This window comes from Psychrobacter sp. PP-21 (genome assembly GCF_033790785.1).
GTDB lineage: Bacteria > Pseudomonadota > Gammaproteobacteria > Pseudomonadales > Moraxellaceae > Psychrobacter.
Genome location: NZ_JAMYEB010000001.1, coordinates 659013 through 677546, shown reverse-complemented (window position 1 = coordinate 677546; position 18534 = coordinate 659013). Strand labels below are relative to the sequence as shown.

Below are 18534 nucleotides of genomic sequence, written 5' to 3'. Positions count from 1 at the left end.
AATGTACAATCCCATCGAAAATTTACTATAGTAATCTTACCGCTTTAACTTTTAATAATCGGACAAAAACAATGACTGACATGACAAATAATAATACAACTGGTCAGACTGATGAAGAGATTGTCAATCATGAACAGTTTGAAGACATGCGTGACTTGCTAGAAGAAGACTTTGTCGATTTAATCCATGTATATTTCACAGACAGTCGTCAAAGAATCGTGACATTACGCAATTCTCAGCAAGAGAATGACAATGCTACCGGCTTTGAGGCAGCTCACGCTCTAAAAGGGGCGAGTGCAAACTTAGGTACTACTCAATTAGTCCGCCTGAGCAGCGAGCTACAAGAACACTGCCGTGAGCGCCATATCAGTGAGCACGCAGACTTGATTGAAGAAATCGCTGGCGCATTACAACGCGCCGAACAAGAAATCAATCAAAGATTGGGGCAATAATGAGTAACGACGCTTTATCATCTATTGAGCACGCCCGTACAGTGAATGATTATCTTAACTGTCTACAAGTCGTGATGGTCAATACGACTCTACCTGCTAATATTGGCTCTGCTGCCCGTGCAATGCATACAATGGGTTTGTCTCGCTTGACAGTCGTCGATCCCAAACTACCGATTGATGACACCAGTGTCTCACATGCAGCAGGTGGCAGTGATCTGTTGTCCGCTGCTATCATCGCGCCTACCCTAGAGGCGTCTATCTCTGATTGTCAGTTGGTATTTGCTGCCAGCAGTCGCAGTCGTCATTTGCCTCGCCCTGTCGTGACACCCACACAGGCCGCCAAAATCATGTTTGACTTTATTGATGCACAGGCAGCTTTAAGTACAGATGATAGTGATACTTTATCTGCTGCGCCTTCTTGCAAGCCAAATATCGCTATACTATTTGGACGTGAAGACCGCGGATTGACCAATGAAGAATTGGCTTATGCAGACTATCACATTCAAATCGATGCCAATCCTGCCTATCCAGTACTAAATGTCGCCTCCGCAGTGCAAGTCATTGCTAGCTTTGTTTTTGCTTATGCTCAGACACACGTTCAGACAGCAGATGATTTGGATACAGAGTCAGATGACACGACTCAGCCGACACTTGATGTGCATTTGCGTCAGCAATGGGACGAGCCTGCTATCACTCAGCAGCAGCTGCAACAGCTCACCCAGCGTACTACGGATCTTATGATCAATCGTGGTCTGGCAAATAGCGAACATCTAAAATCACTGCCATCGCGGCTGTCTCGACTTGGGTCGCGTTTGCAGCTTGATCAAAAAGAGTATCAACTATTAAGTGCTTTGATTGCGAAACTCTCAAAAGACTAAGGTAAGTTATTGCTCATTACCTCAGTTTATTTGATAGCGCCTTACTATATTTTAGGGCATAAAGCTGTTATAACTTGAGAGAGACTAGCGGCTATACGTTTCCATTGTTATCCGAATATCATGACCACAGATGAGAGACCCTGCTATGTTAGCAGCGGTGCTCTATAGACAAATAGATAGGACGCTTTATGTCAGTGCCAGCCAAATTGTTCAAAACACTTGCCAGCATCAAAAAAGATCTAAAAGAAGATGTTGAAGCAGTATTTACCCGTGATCCTGCAGCACGTAATAGCTTGGAGGTTATTTTGACCTACCCTGGTATTCATGCGCTGATATTGCATCGCGGTGCGCACTGTCTGTGGAATAATGAACAGAAACTGGCGGCTCGTGTTATCTCTTATGGCTCACGTATTATTACCGGTATCGAGATTCACCCTGCTGCCAAGATTGGTAAGCGCTTTTTTATCGATCACGGTGTCGGTGTCGTTATCGGTGAGACCGCTGAGATTGGGAACGATGTGACCTTATACCACGGTGTCACTCTAGGCGGAGTATCTTGGAACAATGGCAAGCGACATCCAACGCTAGAAGATGGCGTGACCGTTGGTGCTGGTGCAAAAGTTTTGGGGCCATTTACGGTCGGTAAAAATGCCAAAATTGGCTCAAATGCAGTGGTAGTTAAACCGGTGCCAGCAGGTGCAACGATGGTCGGCAGTGCGGCTCGTATGATCTCAGATTATCACGATGAAAAAGGCAACCCGCTCACGACTAAGGTACAAGATGCCAAGCAGCAAGAGAAAGTTGCGAAAGCAGGTGACAGCAGCGAAGATCAAACAACTAACACCACCCCTACCGCAAAACGTACCAATACCTTCCGCGCTTATGGTATCGACCCCTATTCACAAGACCCTGTTGCGGAAGCTTTTGCTAAAATGCTTGAACACATCCAACAGTCAGAAAATCGCCTCGATCAACTACAGTCAGCGATGTGCGATATTGATCCCAATTTTTGCAAAAAAGAGTATGACAAGCTGTGTCTAGAAGACTTAGATGTGATTGGTCGTGTTGATATTAACGAAGCAGAAGCAGGAACCGAGAAAAAATAGTAGAAGTGTTCAGACTTAACGTTCAAAATTGACGATATTATGGCGCTTACAGGGCATTGGAATGTAGGCGCCATAATATTTTTATCAAATCACCCTCTGCAAACTCGATTGCCAGTAGTTTGCCTATCAACAATTACTGTTTTTCAAAACAATATTGGAAACGATAGATTGGCTATTGCCAATTCTTCGACCCCTGCTTCCTCATGCGCTTTAAACGGATAACGATCTGCCATTACTATCCAATCAGATATTGATTTAAATGTCGAATATTTGCTTAGGCTATTTTCTTTGCCAGCCATTTTAATCATCAGAATATCAATGTCCATTGTCACTCGCCGTACTTGATTCGGCTTAGTCTGCCGACATCTATTACAATTCCCTTCAAGCGTTTTAAAAGTTTGCTGTAAATGATGTAGACTCATTGGTGTGGTCAGTGCTAGGTAAACACACTGATTGGTATAGTCAGGCTTTGGTTGTTCCAAGCTTGCGGTAAAATCAGGATTTTGAAAAGCCGTAGATAAACGAATGTCACCTAGCGCAGCTAAGCTATTTCGAACGAGCGGAAGATACTTGTCAGCTTGATAGTTACTCCCAAGCGCTAACACTACCTCTAACACAAGCTGTGCTTGCAGAGTCTCAGATGCGCCTTGTGTTAGCGTTTCTAAATCCGAATCCATCGACGTTTTATGCATCATCGGCTTGGCTGTCATCAGCGTCTGTAGTAACTGGCTCATTGCTTGACGCTGGTGCATAGCGTGTTATTTGCACCCCGACCGCGTCGGCTTGAGTGATAGCCGTCGGTTTAGCAATGCTCAATGTTATCTTTTGACAGTCATATTTTGCAAATAGCTTATCAGAGATCTGTCCCGCCAAATGCTCAAGCAGCTTTGCTTGTATCTCTTTGCACCACTCGCTCACATCATCGCACACTTCTTTATAGCTGAGTGCATCACTCACATCATCTGACAGTGCAGCAGCGCTAATATCAGTCTCAAGTGCGATATCAATGAGCAACGGCTGGGTGATTGCACGCTCCCAGTCAAAAACGCCAATCACGGCTTCAACTTTTAGACCCTTTATAAATACGACATCAGACTGGGTATGGAACATACGTCTATCCTTATTTGCGAATTTTTATTTGAGTGATGAATCTTTTATCCAAAACTATTGTAGAGCTTCTTCTCATAAGCGCGCCGCCTTTAACACTTTACTTGGACGATGTCGCCATAGATCGATGCTAAATAATAGCAGACCTAACCAAATCAGCCCAAATACTGCTAAACGATGTAAATCAAACGGTTCTTTATAATAAAATACCGCTAAGAAGAAGATAAACGTCGGCGTCAGATAATTCATAAAGCTCAAGATACTATACGCGACAAGCTTGGTAGACTTATTAAACAATAGCAGCGGTATCAGAGTGATCGGACCTGCAATCATAAGCAGCCAAATATTTGAGCTAAACCAAAAGCTTAGCTGGTGACTAACCACGTCAGACTGCCAAAACCACCACAGGCATAACGGTACCAGCATCGCCGTCTCAACAAACATAGCATCGACAGCGGTCAATGGCGTTTGCCGTTGAATAGTGCCATAAGTGCTAAAGCTAAATGCCAAAATCAACGATATCCACGGTAGACTGCCAATCATTACTACTTGGATGATGACGGAAAATAATGCAAACCCAATAGCAACCCACTGCAAAGGACGCAAGCGCTCTTTGAACAATATCATTGATAATGCGACGCCTACCAACGGTCCAATAAAATATCCCAAACTGGCCTCAAGGATACGGTCATGATTGACCGCCCAGACATAGGTGAGCCAGTTGGTGGCGATAATCAAACCAGATACTAACGATAGTGCAATCCATCTTGGGTTCTTTTTGAGTGTCTCAATCCACCCCCAGCGTTTGGTAGCCACTAACACAATTAGTAGGCAGCAAAACGTCCAAACAATACGATGCCCAATGATCTCAGTCGCATCATAATCAGATAGTTTTTTGAAGTATAACGGAAATCCGCCCCAGATAAAAAACGCAATAAGCGCTGTGATAATACCGCGCCTGGTAGTAGTAATGGGAGCAACAGGTTTTTTGATGACATTTTGGGTAGTCATAATATAGGACAACTTTTTAGAGCAAAGCGCGCCCTCACCTAGTTTTGATTATTATTATCGACATCATGGTGAAAGCGCAGGGTTACTACAGTGAGATTATAAGGTAAAAAGCAATGTACTCATGCCAGTAGTGACATGAGTACATTGCTAACGATGTAATACTAAATTTTTATTGATGCGCTGTGTTGTCAATCAAGAAGATGACACTAACTGGCATTTTATGATCTATTGGGCACCAGTATCCATTTGATCAACGTCAATAGACATACCGATTTGGTTGGCAAGCGTCGCAAATCCTGGGAAGCTGGTATTAACTGTCTCAACTCCCTCAATGGTAATTTGCTTGGATGCACGCAGACTAGCAACAGAGAAACTCATCGCAATACGGTGATCATGATGCGAGACAATGTGACCACCACCAAAGACAGGCTGGCTATTATTTATATCGCCGTTCTCAGTAGCAGTGCCTTTGCCTTCAATAATCAGCCCATCGTCAGTGACAGTACAATCGATGCCAAGCGTCTGTAAGCCTTCTGCCATTACGGCAATACGGTCTGACTCCTTGACGCGTAGCTCTTTAGCTCCAGTCAATACTGTACGCCCTTGCGCACAGCTAGCCGCGACAAACAGTACAGGGAACTCATCAATTGCTAGTGGTACGAGATGCTCTGGTATGTCGATACCGACCAAGTTTGAGCTGCGAATGGTAATATCAGCCACTGGCTCACCGCCAACGTGGGTCTCATTGCTTAGGCTAATATCTGCATTCATTAATTTTAGAATATCGATAATACCTGTACGTGTCGGATTAATACCGACTTGTGTCAGTGTCAGTTCGCTATTTTGACTGATAGCAGCAGCCACCATAAAAAATGCCGCAGAAGAAATATCAGCAGGAACCGCAATATCACCGCCAGTTAGCGTACCGCCGCCAGTGACACTGATACGATTGCCTTCTACAGTCACAGGATAACCAAAAGCCGATAACATACGCTCGGTATGGTCACGGCTGATTTCAGGCTGCGTAACGGTTGTTGTGCCCTCTGCCCATAATCCTGCTAGCAGCAGGCAAGACTTGACCTGCGCTGAAGCAACTGGCATATCATATTCAGTACCTTGCAATGGCTTACCAGCGGTATCGCGACCAGTGATACTGAGCGGTGCGGTGCCACTGTGCCCAGTACTCTGAATCACAGCTCCCATAGATCGTAGCGGTGCTGCCACACGTTCCATCGGGCGTTTGTTTAGACTGGTATCACCCGTCAACACACTATCAAACGATTGCGCCGCTAAAATACCAGATAGCAGGCGCATACTGGTGCCTGAATTGCCCATATATAGTGGGGTTTTGCTTGGCTTTAAACCATTCATACCGACACCATGGATAATCAAGTTTCCATTGTCAGGACCTTCGATAGTGACGCCCATGTCACGGAATGCTTGTAGCGTTGCAAGGGCATCCTCTCCTTCCAAAAATCCGGTCACATTGGTCACGCCTGTGGCAAGACTACCAAGCATGATGCTGCGATGCGAGATGGATTTATCACCAGGGATCGCAATGGTGCCAGAGACAGTGTTGCTAGGAGTAATATTATAAGAAGCTGACATGGCAGAAGTATCCGTATAAGGGGTGCTGGCTAACATATGGCCAAAATGTCGCCGTGCGGCTTGCGCACGGCCCAAAAGTCCCATCAGGGCGGTTGAATCTTGATCAATGATGAGCTGGCGCATGGTTTGCAGATAGACACCATACTCATCAAGAGCGCTCACAATGGCGCTCTGATTGGCAAAAAATATATCATGCCACATTTTAGGGTCGCTGGCAGCGATACGGCTAAAGTCGCGAAAGCCGCCGGCGGCATAGCGAAACATATCTAAATTGTCATCATGGCTCGCCAACTGCTCAACCAAGTTAAAGGCAAGCAAATGCGGCAAATGACTGGTATGCGCCAGTATACGATCATGGTGATCAGCTGGCATAGACATCACATTTGCACCTACTGCTTCCCACAATAGACGTAATCTTGCGATTGACTTTGTATTGGTAGTCGGTAGTTCGCAGACAATGACGCTATGGTTGACAAACAAGCTGGCGCGTCTGGCATGATACCCTGAGTTTTCAGCCCCAGCAATCGGATGCGCAGGCACCAACCCTACTGGCAAAGAACCAAACACGACTTTTGCAGCCTCAATGATATTGACTTTGGTACTACAAACATCCGTTATGATGCAATCGGTAGCAAGCTGCCCTTTATCCATTGCTTGCTTGATATCGACAAATACTGCTTGTACCGCCTGTACTGGCACGGCAATGATAATCAAGCCACTGCCGCGAACAACGTCTAGAAGGGTGGCGCTACCTGCATCCAGTAAACCGTGCTCAACAGCCTCAGCAATACTTGGCGTATGTCTATCCACTGCTACCAAACGCTCGCTTAGATTATTATCTTTGATGGCTTGCGCAAAGCTGGCGCCAATAAGCCCAAGTCCGATCACACAGACTTGTTTAAACATAGGTCGGGGTATATTCAAAGATGGTTGGATATTATTTTTTTTCTGATAACTCACAGCTTTTCTCGTTGAACACGCTAAGATAAACTTAGATAAAGCATACCCTAGCGTTATAAAATTTAATGACTCATTATCATATTATTTGGTTAAAACCATCTATCAAGCAGCTTAATCTTCGGTCAATATAGAGCGCAGCGTATCTATCAAACGCAGATTGTCTTCAGCCAAACCTACCGTAATGCGTAGCCAGTTAGGGAGACCATAAGCTGCCAATGGACGGACGATGACACCTTGCTCAAGTAGTGCTTGATGAATGGAATCAGCGGTTATATCTTCCATCTCAACTTTTACCTCAACCATAATAAAATTGGCATGCGACTTCACAAAACCCAGACCTAACGCATCAAACTGCTTTTCTAACCAGCGCATTTGCTCGTCGTTCATCACGCGAGTCTCTTCGATAAAGTCTTGATCAGCAAGTGCCGCTGCTGCTGCTGCTAGACCTACGCGGCTGACATTGAACGGTTGACGAATACGGTTTAATAAGTGCGCAACAGCGACTGAGCTTAGGGCATAACCCACGCGCAACCCTGCTAGTCCATAAGCTTTAGAAAACGTACGGACGATAACCACATTATCAAACTCATCTAATAGTGCGCGGTTATTACTCTCAGGACTGTATTCGATATAAGCTTCATCCAATACGATCAGTACTGAGGGTGGCACACTGGCAACAAATTGACGCAGCGCCTTTTGCTCTAGCTGAGTACCCGTTGGATTATTAGGGTTGGCAATAAAAACAATTTTGGTATTAGGATTATCCTGAACCGCTTGGCTCATAGCTTTTAGATCATGACCAAAACGCTGGGCAGGCACTTCAATATCCATAGCGCCTTGCATTTTCGCTAACATTGAATACACTACAAAAGCATACTGGCTATAGACGATAGCGTCATCAGTGCCAACAAAACTACGCGCCAAGATATCAAGCAAGTCGTCAGAGCCATTACCAAGCGTAATCTGATCAGCATTGACATCATTAAAGTCAGCCAAAGCTTGCTTTAGGTAATAGCCATTACCATCAGGATATCGTGCCAATTGACCCAATTGCTCAGTCACTGCTAGGGTCACACGCGGCGAGCACCCCATTGGGTTCTCATTGCTAGCCAGCTTGACCACATCTGAAACACCATACTCGCGGGTCAACTCCTCAATCGGCTTACCTATTTGATAGGGTGTTAATGCCAGAATACTGTCGTAAGCAGGCACAAGTGGTAATAAATCTGACGATGTCGATTGAGAATCTTGCATGGTTCATCCCTAGATGTTGTCTCTAAATGCTGCCTTTAAAATACAATACCCACTTATTGTATGTTCATAACAATAAGTGGTTCCTAAATATTTTATAGAACTGCTTTTGGATACGAGCCTAATATGCGCAAATCTTTCACCAATGGGCGAATGTCATTGATAGCCGCACTGACATTTGGATCATTGATATGACCATTCATATCAATGAAGAACACATACGCCCATTTGTTAGGACGCTCAGGACGAGTCTCAATACTGGTCATCGATACGCCATGATAGGACAAGGGCTTTAATATCTCGATAAGCGCACCCGCTTTGTCGTGCGCTGACACAACGATAGAGGTTTTATCTTGACCAGATGGCGCGATGGCTTCATGACCGATAATTAGGAAGCGCGTGGTATTGCTTGGGTTGTCTTCGATGTTTGAGTAAAGCTTGTGCAGGTCATACTCTGCCGCTGCCACATCACCTGCAATCGCTGCTGAATGCCACTCGTTTTTTAGACGGCGGGCGGCTTCACCATTGCTCGATACGGCAACGCGCTCAACATTGGGGAAGTTCACATCTAGCCAATGGCGACACTGGGCAAGCGATTGCTGATGTGAGTAAATGCGGCTCAAGCCATCAATTTTGGTGTGTTCAGCAACTAAGAAGTTTTGATGAATCGGTAGCTCAACTTCACCAATAATCTTTAGGGTAGAAGATAAGAATCCATCTAAGGTATGATTGACCACCCCTTCTGAAGAGTTTTCGACAGGGACCACGCCATACATCGCAGTACCCGCTTCAACTTCACGGAACACATCAGTAATCGTCGTCATAGGCACGGTATCTGCGGCCTTACCAAAATGCTTGAGCGCGGCGGCATGCGTAAAGGTACCGACTGGTCCCAAAAAGGCAATACGCTGCGGTGCTTCTAAATCTAAGCAAACTGACATAATTTCACGGAACAAACGTGCCATTTTTTCGTCAGCGATAGGACCGGTATTACGCTCCATTACTGCTTTTAGCACTTGTGCTTCGCGCTCAGGACGATAAAAGATGGGGTTACTGGTATCATCAGTGGCAATATGATTTTTCTTTACTGTAGCGACTTGCTGAGCCAGCTTGGCGCGGTTATTGATGAGTGTTTGGATCTCGCAGTCAACTGCATCAATATTTTGGCGAATATTGTCTAAAAACTCTTTTTCAGTTGCGGTATCGCTAGCGCCTGCGGTGGTTTGATTTAAATTGTCCATATTTTGATCTGGTGACTGCTCGCTCATTACCGCCCATCCTTTTTAGATTTTATCACTGTTAGGTATTGCTATTGTTTAGGTGTCAATACTGCTTAATCTTACTGTCTTTTATATACTTTAATTGCTAAGCGCCTCAATTATTAGGTGCCTAGCAATTAAATATTTTAACTGTCAGGTGCTTTGACTATTAGGCGCTTTGATTGTCTTTACATATCGATGATTATATACAATGTTATTTGTGTATAGCGCCATGATGGAGTCATTCCAAAGTCAGTTACGCATTAGCGTCATTTGCTGCTGATACTATATGCATCATCAAATACAGATGCTCGACATATAGACGGCTCTACTATAACAAAAACTTGAGTCAGTGCCCATTCGTAAATGCGCATAAATACACCAATAGCCATTAATATTAGCACAGTTAAGGCACATAACAGCGTCGCACAGCACAACTCTGGGCAAACACATGCTCAAAACTGTGTTACAGTTTCAGTTCAGCTCCCTACCCTGCTATATATAAGAGGAGCATCACATCATTACTAAAAAAAAGGATACCTGATGAGCGCATTACAACAGCTACGCACCATGACTACCATTGTTGCTGATACTGGTGACCTTTCGGCCATTGCACGTTTAAAACCTATCGATGCGACCACCAATCCAAGTCTAATTACCAAGGCTATGGTTCACCCTGACAATCAAGGCATGCTATCAGAGACGATGAGCCGTCATAATGGTGACGTTGATGCCGTGATTGATGCACTGACCATTCAAGTGGGCTGTGATATTTTAGAGCTGATTGAAGGACGGGTTTCAACCGAAGTTGATGCACGTTTGTCTTATGATACTGGGGCAACTATAGATAAAGCCCTCGCCTTTATGGACGCGTATCAAAAAGCTGGCGTCAACTCAGAGCGAGTCTTGATAAAAATGGCAGCAACGTGGCAAGGCATTGAAGCAGCACGCTATCTTGAGACCCAAGGTATTCACTGTAATTTGACTCTGTTATTTGGACAACATCAGGCTATCGCTTGTGCAGATGCTGGCGTGACCCTGATCTCGCCTTTTGTAGGACGTATCTTAGACTGGCAAAAACGCCAACAGAACCGTCAAAACGTACCCGCTTCTGATGACATGGGCGTACAATCAGTCAAGCTCATCTATCAATACTACAAACAGCATGGTTACCAGACGCAAGTAATGGGCGCCAGCTTCCGTTCGACTGAGCAAATTTTGGCATTAGCAGGCTGTGATTTGTTAACCATTGCGCCCAATCTCATTGATGAGCTAGCAACCATGGACACTGAGGTGACACGCCAGCTATCGCCTAGTATGTCAATGGACGTACAAGCAATGACCCAAGTCAGCTTAACCCATGAGGAATTTAGCGCCGCCTACCAAAAAGATAAAGTCACACAAGACTTATTACCTAAAGGTATCGATGGCTTCATTGGTGCACGTGATGAGCTTGCCAAAGCACTAACTGCAATCCGTGGGTAATAAAAGAGACAAGATTCACACTGGTGTCACACAAAAGATATTTGCCTGCCCACAGTAAGTTGGCTATCATGAGCGACTTCAGATAACAAGAAGCAAGGCTTAAGTATGAAACGGCTATCAATGTTATTGGCAGGCAGTGCTTTGGCGTTTAGCGCCCATGCAGCCAATTGGGTAGAAGTGTCCAAGAGCGGCTCTGGATCGGTTTTTAGTTTAGATTTGGACTCTATTGAGAGCTCTGACATCAAGATCATTGATGAAAAAGAGGTCGAAAATATCACTGTCTCTATGCTAAGAACCTATCCTAAGCAAAAAGAAAAAGATACAGTGAAAGAAAAAACTATTCACCATAGTGACCAGCAGCTCCTGATTTCTTGCAAAGACGCCAGTTACTACAAAAGAGCTTATGTCAATTATGGCGCTGACAATAAGGTCATCAAGTCATGGCAATCAGAAAAACCCATACTGACCACCAAAGACTTTAAAGTCACGACACCAAAGACAGTCGGACGCACACTGGTTGAACGCGCTTGCAAAAGCTACGAACAAGATGAAGCATAATATATTAGACCAATCATAAAAAAAGCGCCCTGATTATTTTCAGGGCGCTTTTTTGTGGCTGACAGCAACGACTTGCGATTGATCTTGGTCTGTTAGTATTGGTTTTAGGCTTTTAGTACCGTATAGACGGGGACTGGAAACGCGCCATGCAGATCTACTAAATCTAATAATACCAATGCACCTACTACCGTATGCTTCGCTGATTGACACAGCTCATACGCTGTCGTCAGCGTACCACCAGTCGCCAAAATATCATCGACCAATAGTACACGCTCAGGTGGCAGATTGTTTTGCATCTCAAGCGTATCTTTACCGTACTCAAGCGCGTATGCCTTATTGGCAACAGGTGGTGGCAGCTTGCCTGGTTTACGGAGCAAGATCATACCTTTACCCAAACGGCCTGCCAACATACTGGCAAATACAAAACCGCGTGCCTCAACAGCGCCTAAACAGTCCACTTCATCCATCAAACCTTCTGGTAACGCATCAAGTAGTGCATCGATGACAGCATCAACATGACTGCGCAGTAACGGGGTAATATCATAAAAATCAATGCCAGGTTTTGGAAAGTCTGGTACTGTGCGAATAATCTGCCAAAACGGATGGTCAGTGTTGAGCATGGTAGTCGTCTCATTTTCGGTAGTGGCAGATGCGGCGGCGGCATTAATACTCATGTTAACCCTTAACTTATGTATTTATCTGGTTTGAATGATGAATGGGTATGGCTTCTATACTGATTGGTTAATCGTATATTGGCGTTCAATAACGGGTGACTCTGTGAATTTAGCGGCGATTATTATAGCATAACTAGCTTTCGTATTGCGGACTGACGCCTTAGATTGTATTACATCGCAGCAAAATAGAGCATATGCTAGCCTTGATAAAAGGCAAGTCATCTCAATATACAAGTGTAAACTTAACTATGAAAATAACGGTTATATGCTAAACTACGTGCGTTTTTGCAGTCTAATATGATGGCTGTGATGCTACACATGAGTGTTTATGACGCACTATAACACTAGTAATGATCGATAGGACTATTTATGAAACGTTATGAATGTATTGTCTGCGGCTGGATATATGATGAAGCGCTTGGCTGCCCTGAAGAAGGTATTGCACCTGGTACCAAATGGGAAGATATCCCTGATGACTGGACGTGCCCTGAGTGCGGTGTCGGCAAGCTTGATTTTGAGATGCTTGAGCTGTAATAGACGACCCTCTAATTAGGACACTTCATGACAAAATCAGATGACATCAATAGTGCCAAATTGCGTGAAACTTCAGACACAGATCTAGACAATACGCCAGATTTTTATCCAGCGCCTGAGTGGCAAAAGTTTGGGGATCACCAATGGCGAGACTCCGATCTTAGCAAACACCTCTACCAAGCGATGATTGATATTGGTGATGGTATTGAGCTATGTATCGAAGCTGGCGGCAACCCCAACAACCCACCTTTGTTAATGATTATGGGGTTGGGATCGCAGATGGTATTTTGGCCAGATAATTTTATCAAACGCTTTATTGATGCTGGTTTTTTTGTGATTCGTTTTGATAATCGTGATATTGGCCTGTCCTCTAAAGTTCAGATCGATGGTCTGCCCCGTATTAGCCAGCTCAAAATGATGATGCGCCTACAAACGGGGCTGTCAAATAAGAGCACTCAGGTTGCCTATAACCTGACTGATATGGCAGAGGATACCGCACGTCTGATTAAAGTTCTAAAACTCGGTAGAACGCACCTGCTTGGGGCCTCTATGGGCGGTATGATTGCACAAATTGTGGCCGCGCGTTATCCAAGTTTGGTTCAGCGTATGGCACTGATGTTCACCACAACCAATCGTGCTTTTTTAAAACCGCCAAAGCCCAAGCAGCTATATACGCTCATCAATCGCCCAGAGAGCCACTCTGAGCGTGATATCGTACGCCATAGTGTTTGGTTTATGAAGACAGTTGGCACGCCCGGTCATGTCAATGTGCGTATGGTCCGCGAAATCGCTAAAATTCGCTATCAACGCAACTTTCATCCCCTTGGTACTGTACAGCAGCTCAACGCGATCTTGGCATCAGGCTCTATCAGTCGCTTCAGTAAGCAAGTCAAAGCACCGACTATCGTACTGCACGGTAGTGCTGATGGGCTATTACCTGCATCACAAGGCCGAGTAGTCGCCAAAACCATTCCTAATGCTACGTTTCATCTGATCGAAGGCATGGCGCATGATATTCCGGAGTACTATCAGCCTTATATGGTCGATTTGATCAGCAATCATTTATCAGATAAATAATCATTTATCTATGATAAAGAGCTGACGACTAGCTGTTGTGAAAAAGAGTGTAAACCTTATCAATCACTGATAGGGTTTACACTCTTTCTTTGCCTATCTATATAGGCACGGCGCTACTCTACTCACAGCTGATGGCAGTACCTTCTTTATCAATGCACATCTTATTGCCATTTTTCAGGTTACCAATCCATGCCTTGCCATCTGTGAATAAAAATGATGGCTTGCCTTTGTAGCTATCATTAGCCAATACCTCATCACTCGTAAAGCGAAAGGGAATGACCAGCTCACCGCCAAGATTAACAAACCCCCACTCATCACCAATACGTACACCAGCTAATTGCTCAGAAAATGCTCGGGCTTCATCGAATGAATAAGTGATCATCGTAACGCCGCTGTCATCTACAAAACCCCACTTTCCATCTTGCTGTCGGGGTTGCAACGTTGTAAAGCGCGTAGGTTTGGGTCGCTCTGATTGTGACGATGATACGTTAGTATTGCTAGACGTGTTCGGTTGTTTAGTCGTCTGACTGCTACGCCGTGCGTTTGAATTATTAGTCGTATTACCGTTTTTATCTAGCCAGCTGGTTGTGCTGTTTTTGCGAACGCGCGTCACACCATTACGATAGTCATCGATCTCATCGATTGCGGCTGAAAACGAGACAACGGTACTGTTGGACGTGTCAATAACGCCATAGTTGCCGTCCTTTTTTACCACGATACGCCCATCGGATACTGGTCGCGCCCACCCCTGACTTCCTTGGATCATATCATACATTACCGGTACGACCTCACGGCCCTGCATATTGAGATAACCGACATGGCTGTTGCGTAGTACAGGCAGTAGACCGCCTGATATCTTATTGGCATCAACTTTTTGATAGCGTGATAAGTCGACAACTCTTTTACCCTTGCTATCAATCAAAGCCACTGGTGCACCAAAGTCTTTCTCTGCTAAAAAGTAACGACTACTAGCCGTACAGGAGACATTTTTGTAGTAGCTTTTGGGAAGCTTACAGCTGGCTGCTTGTGCGCTTGGTATCAAAAGTACAGCACTAGAGAGAACACCAATAGCAACGCTCAACTGCGATACTCTTAGGGAAGATTTAGAAATTACATTTGACGGTATATTTGACAAAAAATGTCGGAGCATGAGCAAACCTAGGCAAATAGTATAGAGTGTTTGGTATAGCACATTGAGCGCTAGCCACATCATAAGGCATTAGACTAACAAATAGTCATGTGCACGCCAACGCCATTCCTGTAAGGATGTGACTCGATTATATAAGCGCTGTTGTATAAATATCAACACCGCCACATAGCGCATAAACTCTCAAATAGTTTATAAATTCTTAAAAACTTGAACTTTTGGAAATTAATGCTCGTGAATGTCTGACTTTGTATCTGCCCTTTATTTAAGCACTTTCACTACCTATCGTAGTAATCTTTCTAAAACTAAAATAAATTTTGGTTTTACCATTTCATTTCTCGCCTAAAACCACGACAATATGCCTTTGGTCAACCGACATATGTGCCGACTAAAATAATAATATAAGGACGATTTATGGCAATTGCTTCTTCACGCGCCGCCCCTATTGGCTTGGTTATTGGTTGTATTATTTTTGGTTTGGGCAGCCTGATTGTCGCTCATGTCGATATCGGTGGCTGGGCGATGTCGTTTTGGCGACTGGCCATATCAGGTGTCGTATTTGCCATCTTAGCCAAAGTAATGGGACAACGAATACCTCAGTCAAGGCGTGCTATTTTTTATGGTTTATTGTCAGGTGCCTTTTTGGGATTAGATTTGGCTCTTTGGCACGAGAGTATCTATGCCGTTGGCCCTGGTATCTCGACCCTACTCAACAGCTTACAGATCTTTTTCTTGGCGGCAATCGGGTTCTTATATTTCAATGAACGTCAATCTATCGTACAGATCATCAGTTTGTTTTTGGCGATGTTGGGCGTGGCCATGATAGGCAGTCCTGAGTTTGCGCATAATACTGCTGCCACTTGGGGCTTTGTCACCGGTATTGTCTCAGGTGCGATGCTGGCCGCATCAATGACCTTTATTCGTAAGACACACGATACCGAGCCTGTACCAATCTTTATGCTGATGCAGCTGATCAGTATTGGCGGTGTTTTAGCGATGATTATACCGATGTTCGTCTTTGATACCGGTCATATATTGCCCAATACATGGTCTGAGATTGGCTGGATACTTGTCTACGGTACAGTGATGCAGTGCTTGGCATGGGGTCTGATTGCCTACTCGATTCCGAAGCTGTCTCTGGCACTGACTGGATTATTACTATTGACTGAACCTATCGCCGCTCTCGTGATTGATTACAGTTGGCTGGACAAACCCATCAATAGCTTACAATGGGGCGGCGCCTTATTGACTATGTTTGCCATTTATTTAGGATCACTGAAACCCAAGCCTCGTGCACTACGTCGTTATGGGTTTTTCTCAAAATTTTATAAGCGGGACTATAAGTAAAACTGCGTTTTTGACTGAATGCGGTCAGCCAATAAAAAGCGCCCACACTATCAATAGTATGGGCGCTTTTTATTGGCATGATAGACTGTATTACTTATTTAAGCATTTCAGATTGACTTATTATATAGTCTAATTATTTAGCCAATGATTGCTTAGTTGCTTTAGTCTCAGCGCTTTGGTTAAACAATGCATTTAATACGATAGCAGCCAAGGTAGCCGTACCAATACCGCCCAAATCAAAACCACCTAAGTGCAAGCTAAAGTTTCCCGTACCCATGATTATGGTCACTGCCGCGATAATGAGGTTGCTGTTTTTACTGAAGTCGATCTTGCTGTCTATCCAGATTTTTATCCCCGCCACCGTGATAAGACCAAATACCACAATAGACGCACCGCCCAACAACGCAGCTGGTATCGTTTGGATAATCGCCCCAAACTTCGGTGATAGACCCAGTATAATTGCAACGATACCTGCAACGACAAATATTGTTGTGCTATATACTTTGGTAACTGCCATCACACCAATATTTTCCGCATAAGTGGTTACCCCTGTACCACCAAATCCAGCCGAAAAAGTCGTGGCCAAACCATCCGCCAAAAACGCTCGACCCATATAAGGGGTGACACGAGCTTTAGTCATACCTTCTACTGCCTTAAAATGCCCTAAATTTTCAGCTACCAAAATAAAGGCAACAGGAGCAATTAAAATAATAGCGCTCATCTCAAAACTTGGGGTATGAATACTGGGTAACCCCAACCATGAGGCAGCGGCGACCGTACTAAAATTAATTGGCGTACCAAACCCTAAAACATTGGTCATGACAAAATAAGCAAAATAGGACAGCACCAAACCTACCAGTAATAACAGACGGCGTAACATGCCGCGCGTAAATATCGCTACACTGCTAATGAGTAATACCGTCAACGTGGCCATCCAAGCATCAAACTGATTGGCAGAGACACCCTGAATGGTCACTGGTGCCAAATTCAGACCAATAATCATAACGATGGCACCAGTCACAATGGGCGGCATCAAACGCTCAATCCAGCCTGTACCCGTCTTCATCACCAGCAAACCAATTAGCGCATAAATAATACCGCAAGCCATGATGCCGCCTAGCGCGACATTCAAATTATCATTGAACCCTGCCCCTGCATAAGCGGTCACCGCAATGACGGGCCCAATAAACGCAAAGCTCGATCCCAAGTAACTTGGCATACGTCCACCAGTGATCATAAAGAACATCACCGTACAGATACCAGACATCAAGATAGCTAGGTTAGGGTCAAATCCCATCAATAATGGCGCAAGTACGGTCGCACCAAACATTGCAAACGTATGCTGTATCCCTAGCAAGACACTCTTTGATGGTGGCAGATATTCATTAATACCAACTGGATCACGATCTAAGTTACCTTTGTAGGCTCGCCATGTCGGAAACCAGCGACCATTTTCAAAATCTGGATTTTTTGGGTAGTTTATGGCTGCGGAATCAATACCTGCAGCCTCTAATGCATTGTGAGCTGACTGATCTTGAGCGCTGTTCTCTGGAGCTGATGATGGGTCTTTTTGTGATGGCATGCGCGCTTGTCCTATGTGAGCTGAGCTAAAGTAATAGGCTAAAATAACTAATGAGATAAAAACTGAATGAGGTTGATAGACTGACCAACAAAACCGCGTAAGTTACAGATGATTTAAATCGAAGAAACCTAATGTCCCCTATCAATAATATGTCATCTTAATTCATTCATTTATGTTGTAATATGACAAACCAAAAGTATCATTTGGTATGATAGCCAAGTCTTGATAGCTGCATAAGGTTAAAAGTGTTGTCAAAAACATACTTACCCTTTTGCACGCTAGCATACTCAGTAGCGATATTTACTTACAGGATGTTACATAGTCGTTGACTCCGAGCATGATAGCGGAGTTTCAAAATAAATAAAAGTTATTATTCAGTCATCACTTGTACTCTTTCGTGTTAAACCTTTTATAGACAGTGTCTCGCATGCCCCTATTAATGGTGGCTGCGGGCGATAACCGTCTGTTATATTCTCAATAAAAGTGCTCAATGTAATC

At 44.3% G+C, this 18534-nt stretch carries 17 protein-coding genes; 8 read left to right on the top strand and 9 right to left on the bottom strand.

The features are described 5' to 3' along the window. The first annotated feature begins 71 nt into the window (after positions 1 to 71). The 3 genes from NJD71_RS02790 to cysE all read left to right on the top strand — a co-directional run bounded on the left by NJD71_RS02790 (position 72) and on the right by cysE (position 2436). Positions 72 to 452 carry an Hpt domain-containing protein gene (locus NJD71_RS02790; RefSeq protein WP_319050397.1) on the top strand — a complete coding sequence of 127 codons (381 nt, stop codon included), beginning with the start codon at positions 72 to 74 and terminating at the stop codon, positions 450 to 452. Further along, entirely contained in the window at positions 452 to 1330 is an 879-nt protein-coding gene (locus tag NJD71_RS02785) for an RNA methyltransferase (protein ID WP_319050396.1), read from the top strand. Before NJD71_RS02790 ends, NJD71_RS02785 begins: the two co-directional genes overlap by 1 nt. A gap of 188 nt (positions 1331 to 1518) precedes the next feature. Further along, positions 1519 to 2436: a serine O-acetyltransferase gene (gene cysE / locus NJD71_RS02780; RefSeq protein WP_319050395.1), complete on the top strand. Its 918-nt coding sequence runs from the start codon at positions 1519 to 1521 to the stop codon at positions 2434 to 2436. A 143-nt stretch (positions 2437 to 2579) separates the two neighbouring features. Here the strand turns inward: cysE and NJD71_RS02775 are convergent, their stop codons facing one another. The 6 genes from NJD71_RS02775 to pheA form a co-directional block, all read right to left on the bottom strand. After that, positions 2580 to 3170, bottom strand: coding sequence for a 2-amino-4-hydroxy-6-hydroxymethyldihydropteridine diphosphokinase (locus NJD71_RS02775; RefSeq protein ID WP_319050394.1), 591 nt, complete (start codon positions 3168 to 3170; stop codon positions 2580 to 2582). After that, positions 3121 to 3546, bottom strand: a complete 426-nt coding sequence (gene folB / locus NJD71_RS02770; protein WP_319050393.1) for a dihydroneopterin aldolase — start codon at positions 3544 to 3546, stop codon at positions 3121 to 3123. The genes NJD71_RS02775 and folB overlap by 50 nt, the downstream gene beginning before the upstream one ends. A gap of 72 nt (positions 3547 to 3618) precedes the next feature. Further along, positions 3619 to 4554, bottom strand: coding sequence for an EamA family transporter RarD (gene rarD, locus NJD71_RS02765; protein WP_319050392.1), 936 nt, complete (start codon positions 4552 to 4554; stop codon positions 3619 to 3621). 225 nt (positions 4555 to 4779) lie between these two features. Further along, on the bottom strand, positions 4780 to 7068 hold the full coding sequence (locus NJD71_RS02760; RefSeq protein WP_319050391.1) for a bifunctional prephenate dehydrogenase/3-phosphoshikimate 1-carboxyvinyltransferase: 2289 nt from the start codon (positions 7066 to 7068) through the stop codon (positions 4780 to 4782). A 165-nt stretch (positions 7069 to 7233) separates the two neighbouring features. Continuing rightward, positions 7234 to 8376, bottom strand: a complete 1143-nt coding sequence (hisC, locus tag NJD71_RS02755; RefSeq protein WP_319050390.1) for a histidinol-phosphate transaminase — start codon at positions 8374 to 8376, stop codon at positions 7234 to 7236. A 92-nt stretch (positions 8377 to 8468) separates the two neighbouring features. Next, a complete protein-coding gene (gene pheA / locus NJD71_RS02750; protein ID WP_319050389.1) occupies positions 8469 to 9641 on the bottom strand; it encodes a prephenate dehydratase in 1173 nt (390 codons plus the stop codon). Positions 9642 to 10175: 534 nt separating this feature from the next. Between pheA and NJD71_RS02745 the strand changes: the two genes are divergently transcribed. Next, on the top strand, positions 10176 to 11117 hold the full coding sequence (locus NJD71_RS02745) for a transaldolase (RefSeq protein ID WP_319050388.1): 942 nt from the start codon (positions 10176 to 10178) through the stop codon (positions 11115 to 11117). A gap of 105 nt (positions 11118 to 11222) precedes the next feature. Continuing rightward, positions 11223 to 11675, top strand: coding sequence for a surface-adhesin E family protein (locus NJD71_RS02740; protein WP_319050387.1), 453 nt, complete (start codon positions 11223 to 11225; stop codon positions 11673 to 11675). Positions 11676 to 11779: 104 nt separating this feature from the next. Here the strand turns inward: NJD71_RS02740 and NJD71_RS02735 are convergent, their stop codons facing one another. Further along, positions 11780 to 12295 (bottom strand): adenine phosphoribosyltransferase, encoded by a 516-nt coding sequence (locus NJD71_RS02735; protein WP_319050444.1) that lies wholly within the window; start codon positions 12293 to 12295, stop codon positions 11780 to 11782. 423 nt (positions 12296 to 12718) lie between these two features. On the opposite strand from NJD71_RS02735, the gene NJD71_RS02730 reads away from it, so the two are divergent. Both NJD71_RS02730 and NJD71_RS02725 read left to right on the top strand, forming a co-directional pair. Beyond that, positions 12719 to 12883, top strand: a complete 165-nt coding sequence (locus NJD71_RS02730; RefSeq protein WP_057759803.1) for a rubredoxin — start codon at positions 12719 to 12721, stop codon at positions 12881 to 12883. 27 nt (positions 12884 to 12910) lie between these two features. Then, positions 12911 to 13960 carry an alpha/beta fold hydrolase gene (locus NJD71_RS02725; RefSeq protein ID WP_319050386.1) on the top strand — a complete coding sequence of 350 codons (1050 nt, stop codon included), beginning with the start codon at positions 12911 to 12913 and terminating at the stop codon, positions 13958 to 13960. A gap of 118 nt (positions 13961 to 14078) precedes the next feature. Here the strand turns inward: NJD71_RS02725 and NJD71_RS02720 are convergent, their stop codons facing one another. Beyond that, the gene (locus tag NJD71_RS02720) at positions 14079 to 15041 is read right to left on the bottom strand and encodes a WG repeat-containing protein (RefSeq protein WP_319050385.1); all 963 of its coding nucleotides are present in this window, start codon (positions 15039 to 15041) and stop codon (positions 14079 to 14081) included. A gap of 480 nt (positions 15042 to 15521) precedes the next feature. Between NJD71_RS02720 and NJD71_RS02715 the strand changes: the two genes are divergently transcribed. Beyond that, a complete protein-coding gene (locus NJD71_RS02715; protein WP_319050384.1) occupies positions 15522 to 16454 on the top strand; it encodes a DMT family transporter in 933 nt (310 codons plus the stop codon). Between the two features lie 133 nt (positions 16455 to 16587). Here the strand turns inward: NJD71_RS02715 and NJD71_RS02710 are convergent, their stop codons facing one another. Beyond that, positions 16588 to 18036 carry a solute carrier family 23 protein gene (locus NJD71_RS02710; protein WP_319050383.1) on the bottom strand — a complete coding sequence of 483 codons (1449 nt, stop codon included), beginning with the start codon at positions 18034 to 18036 and terminating at the stop codon, positions 16588 to 16590. Positions 18037 to 18534: the final 498 nt, after the last annotated feature.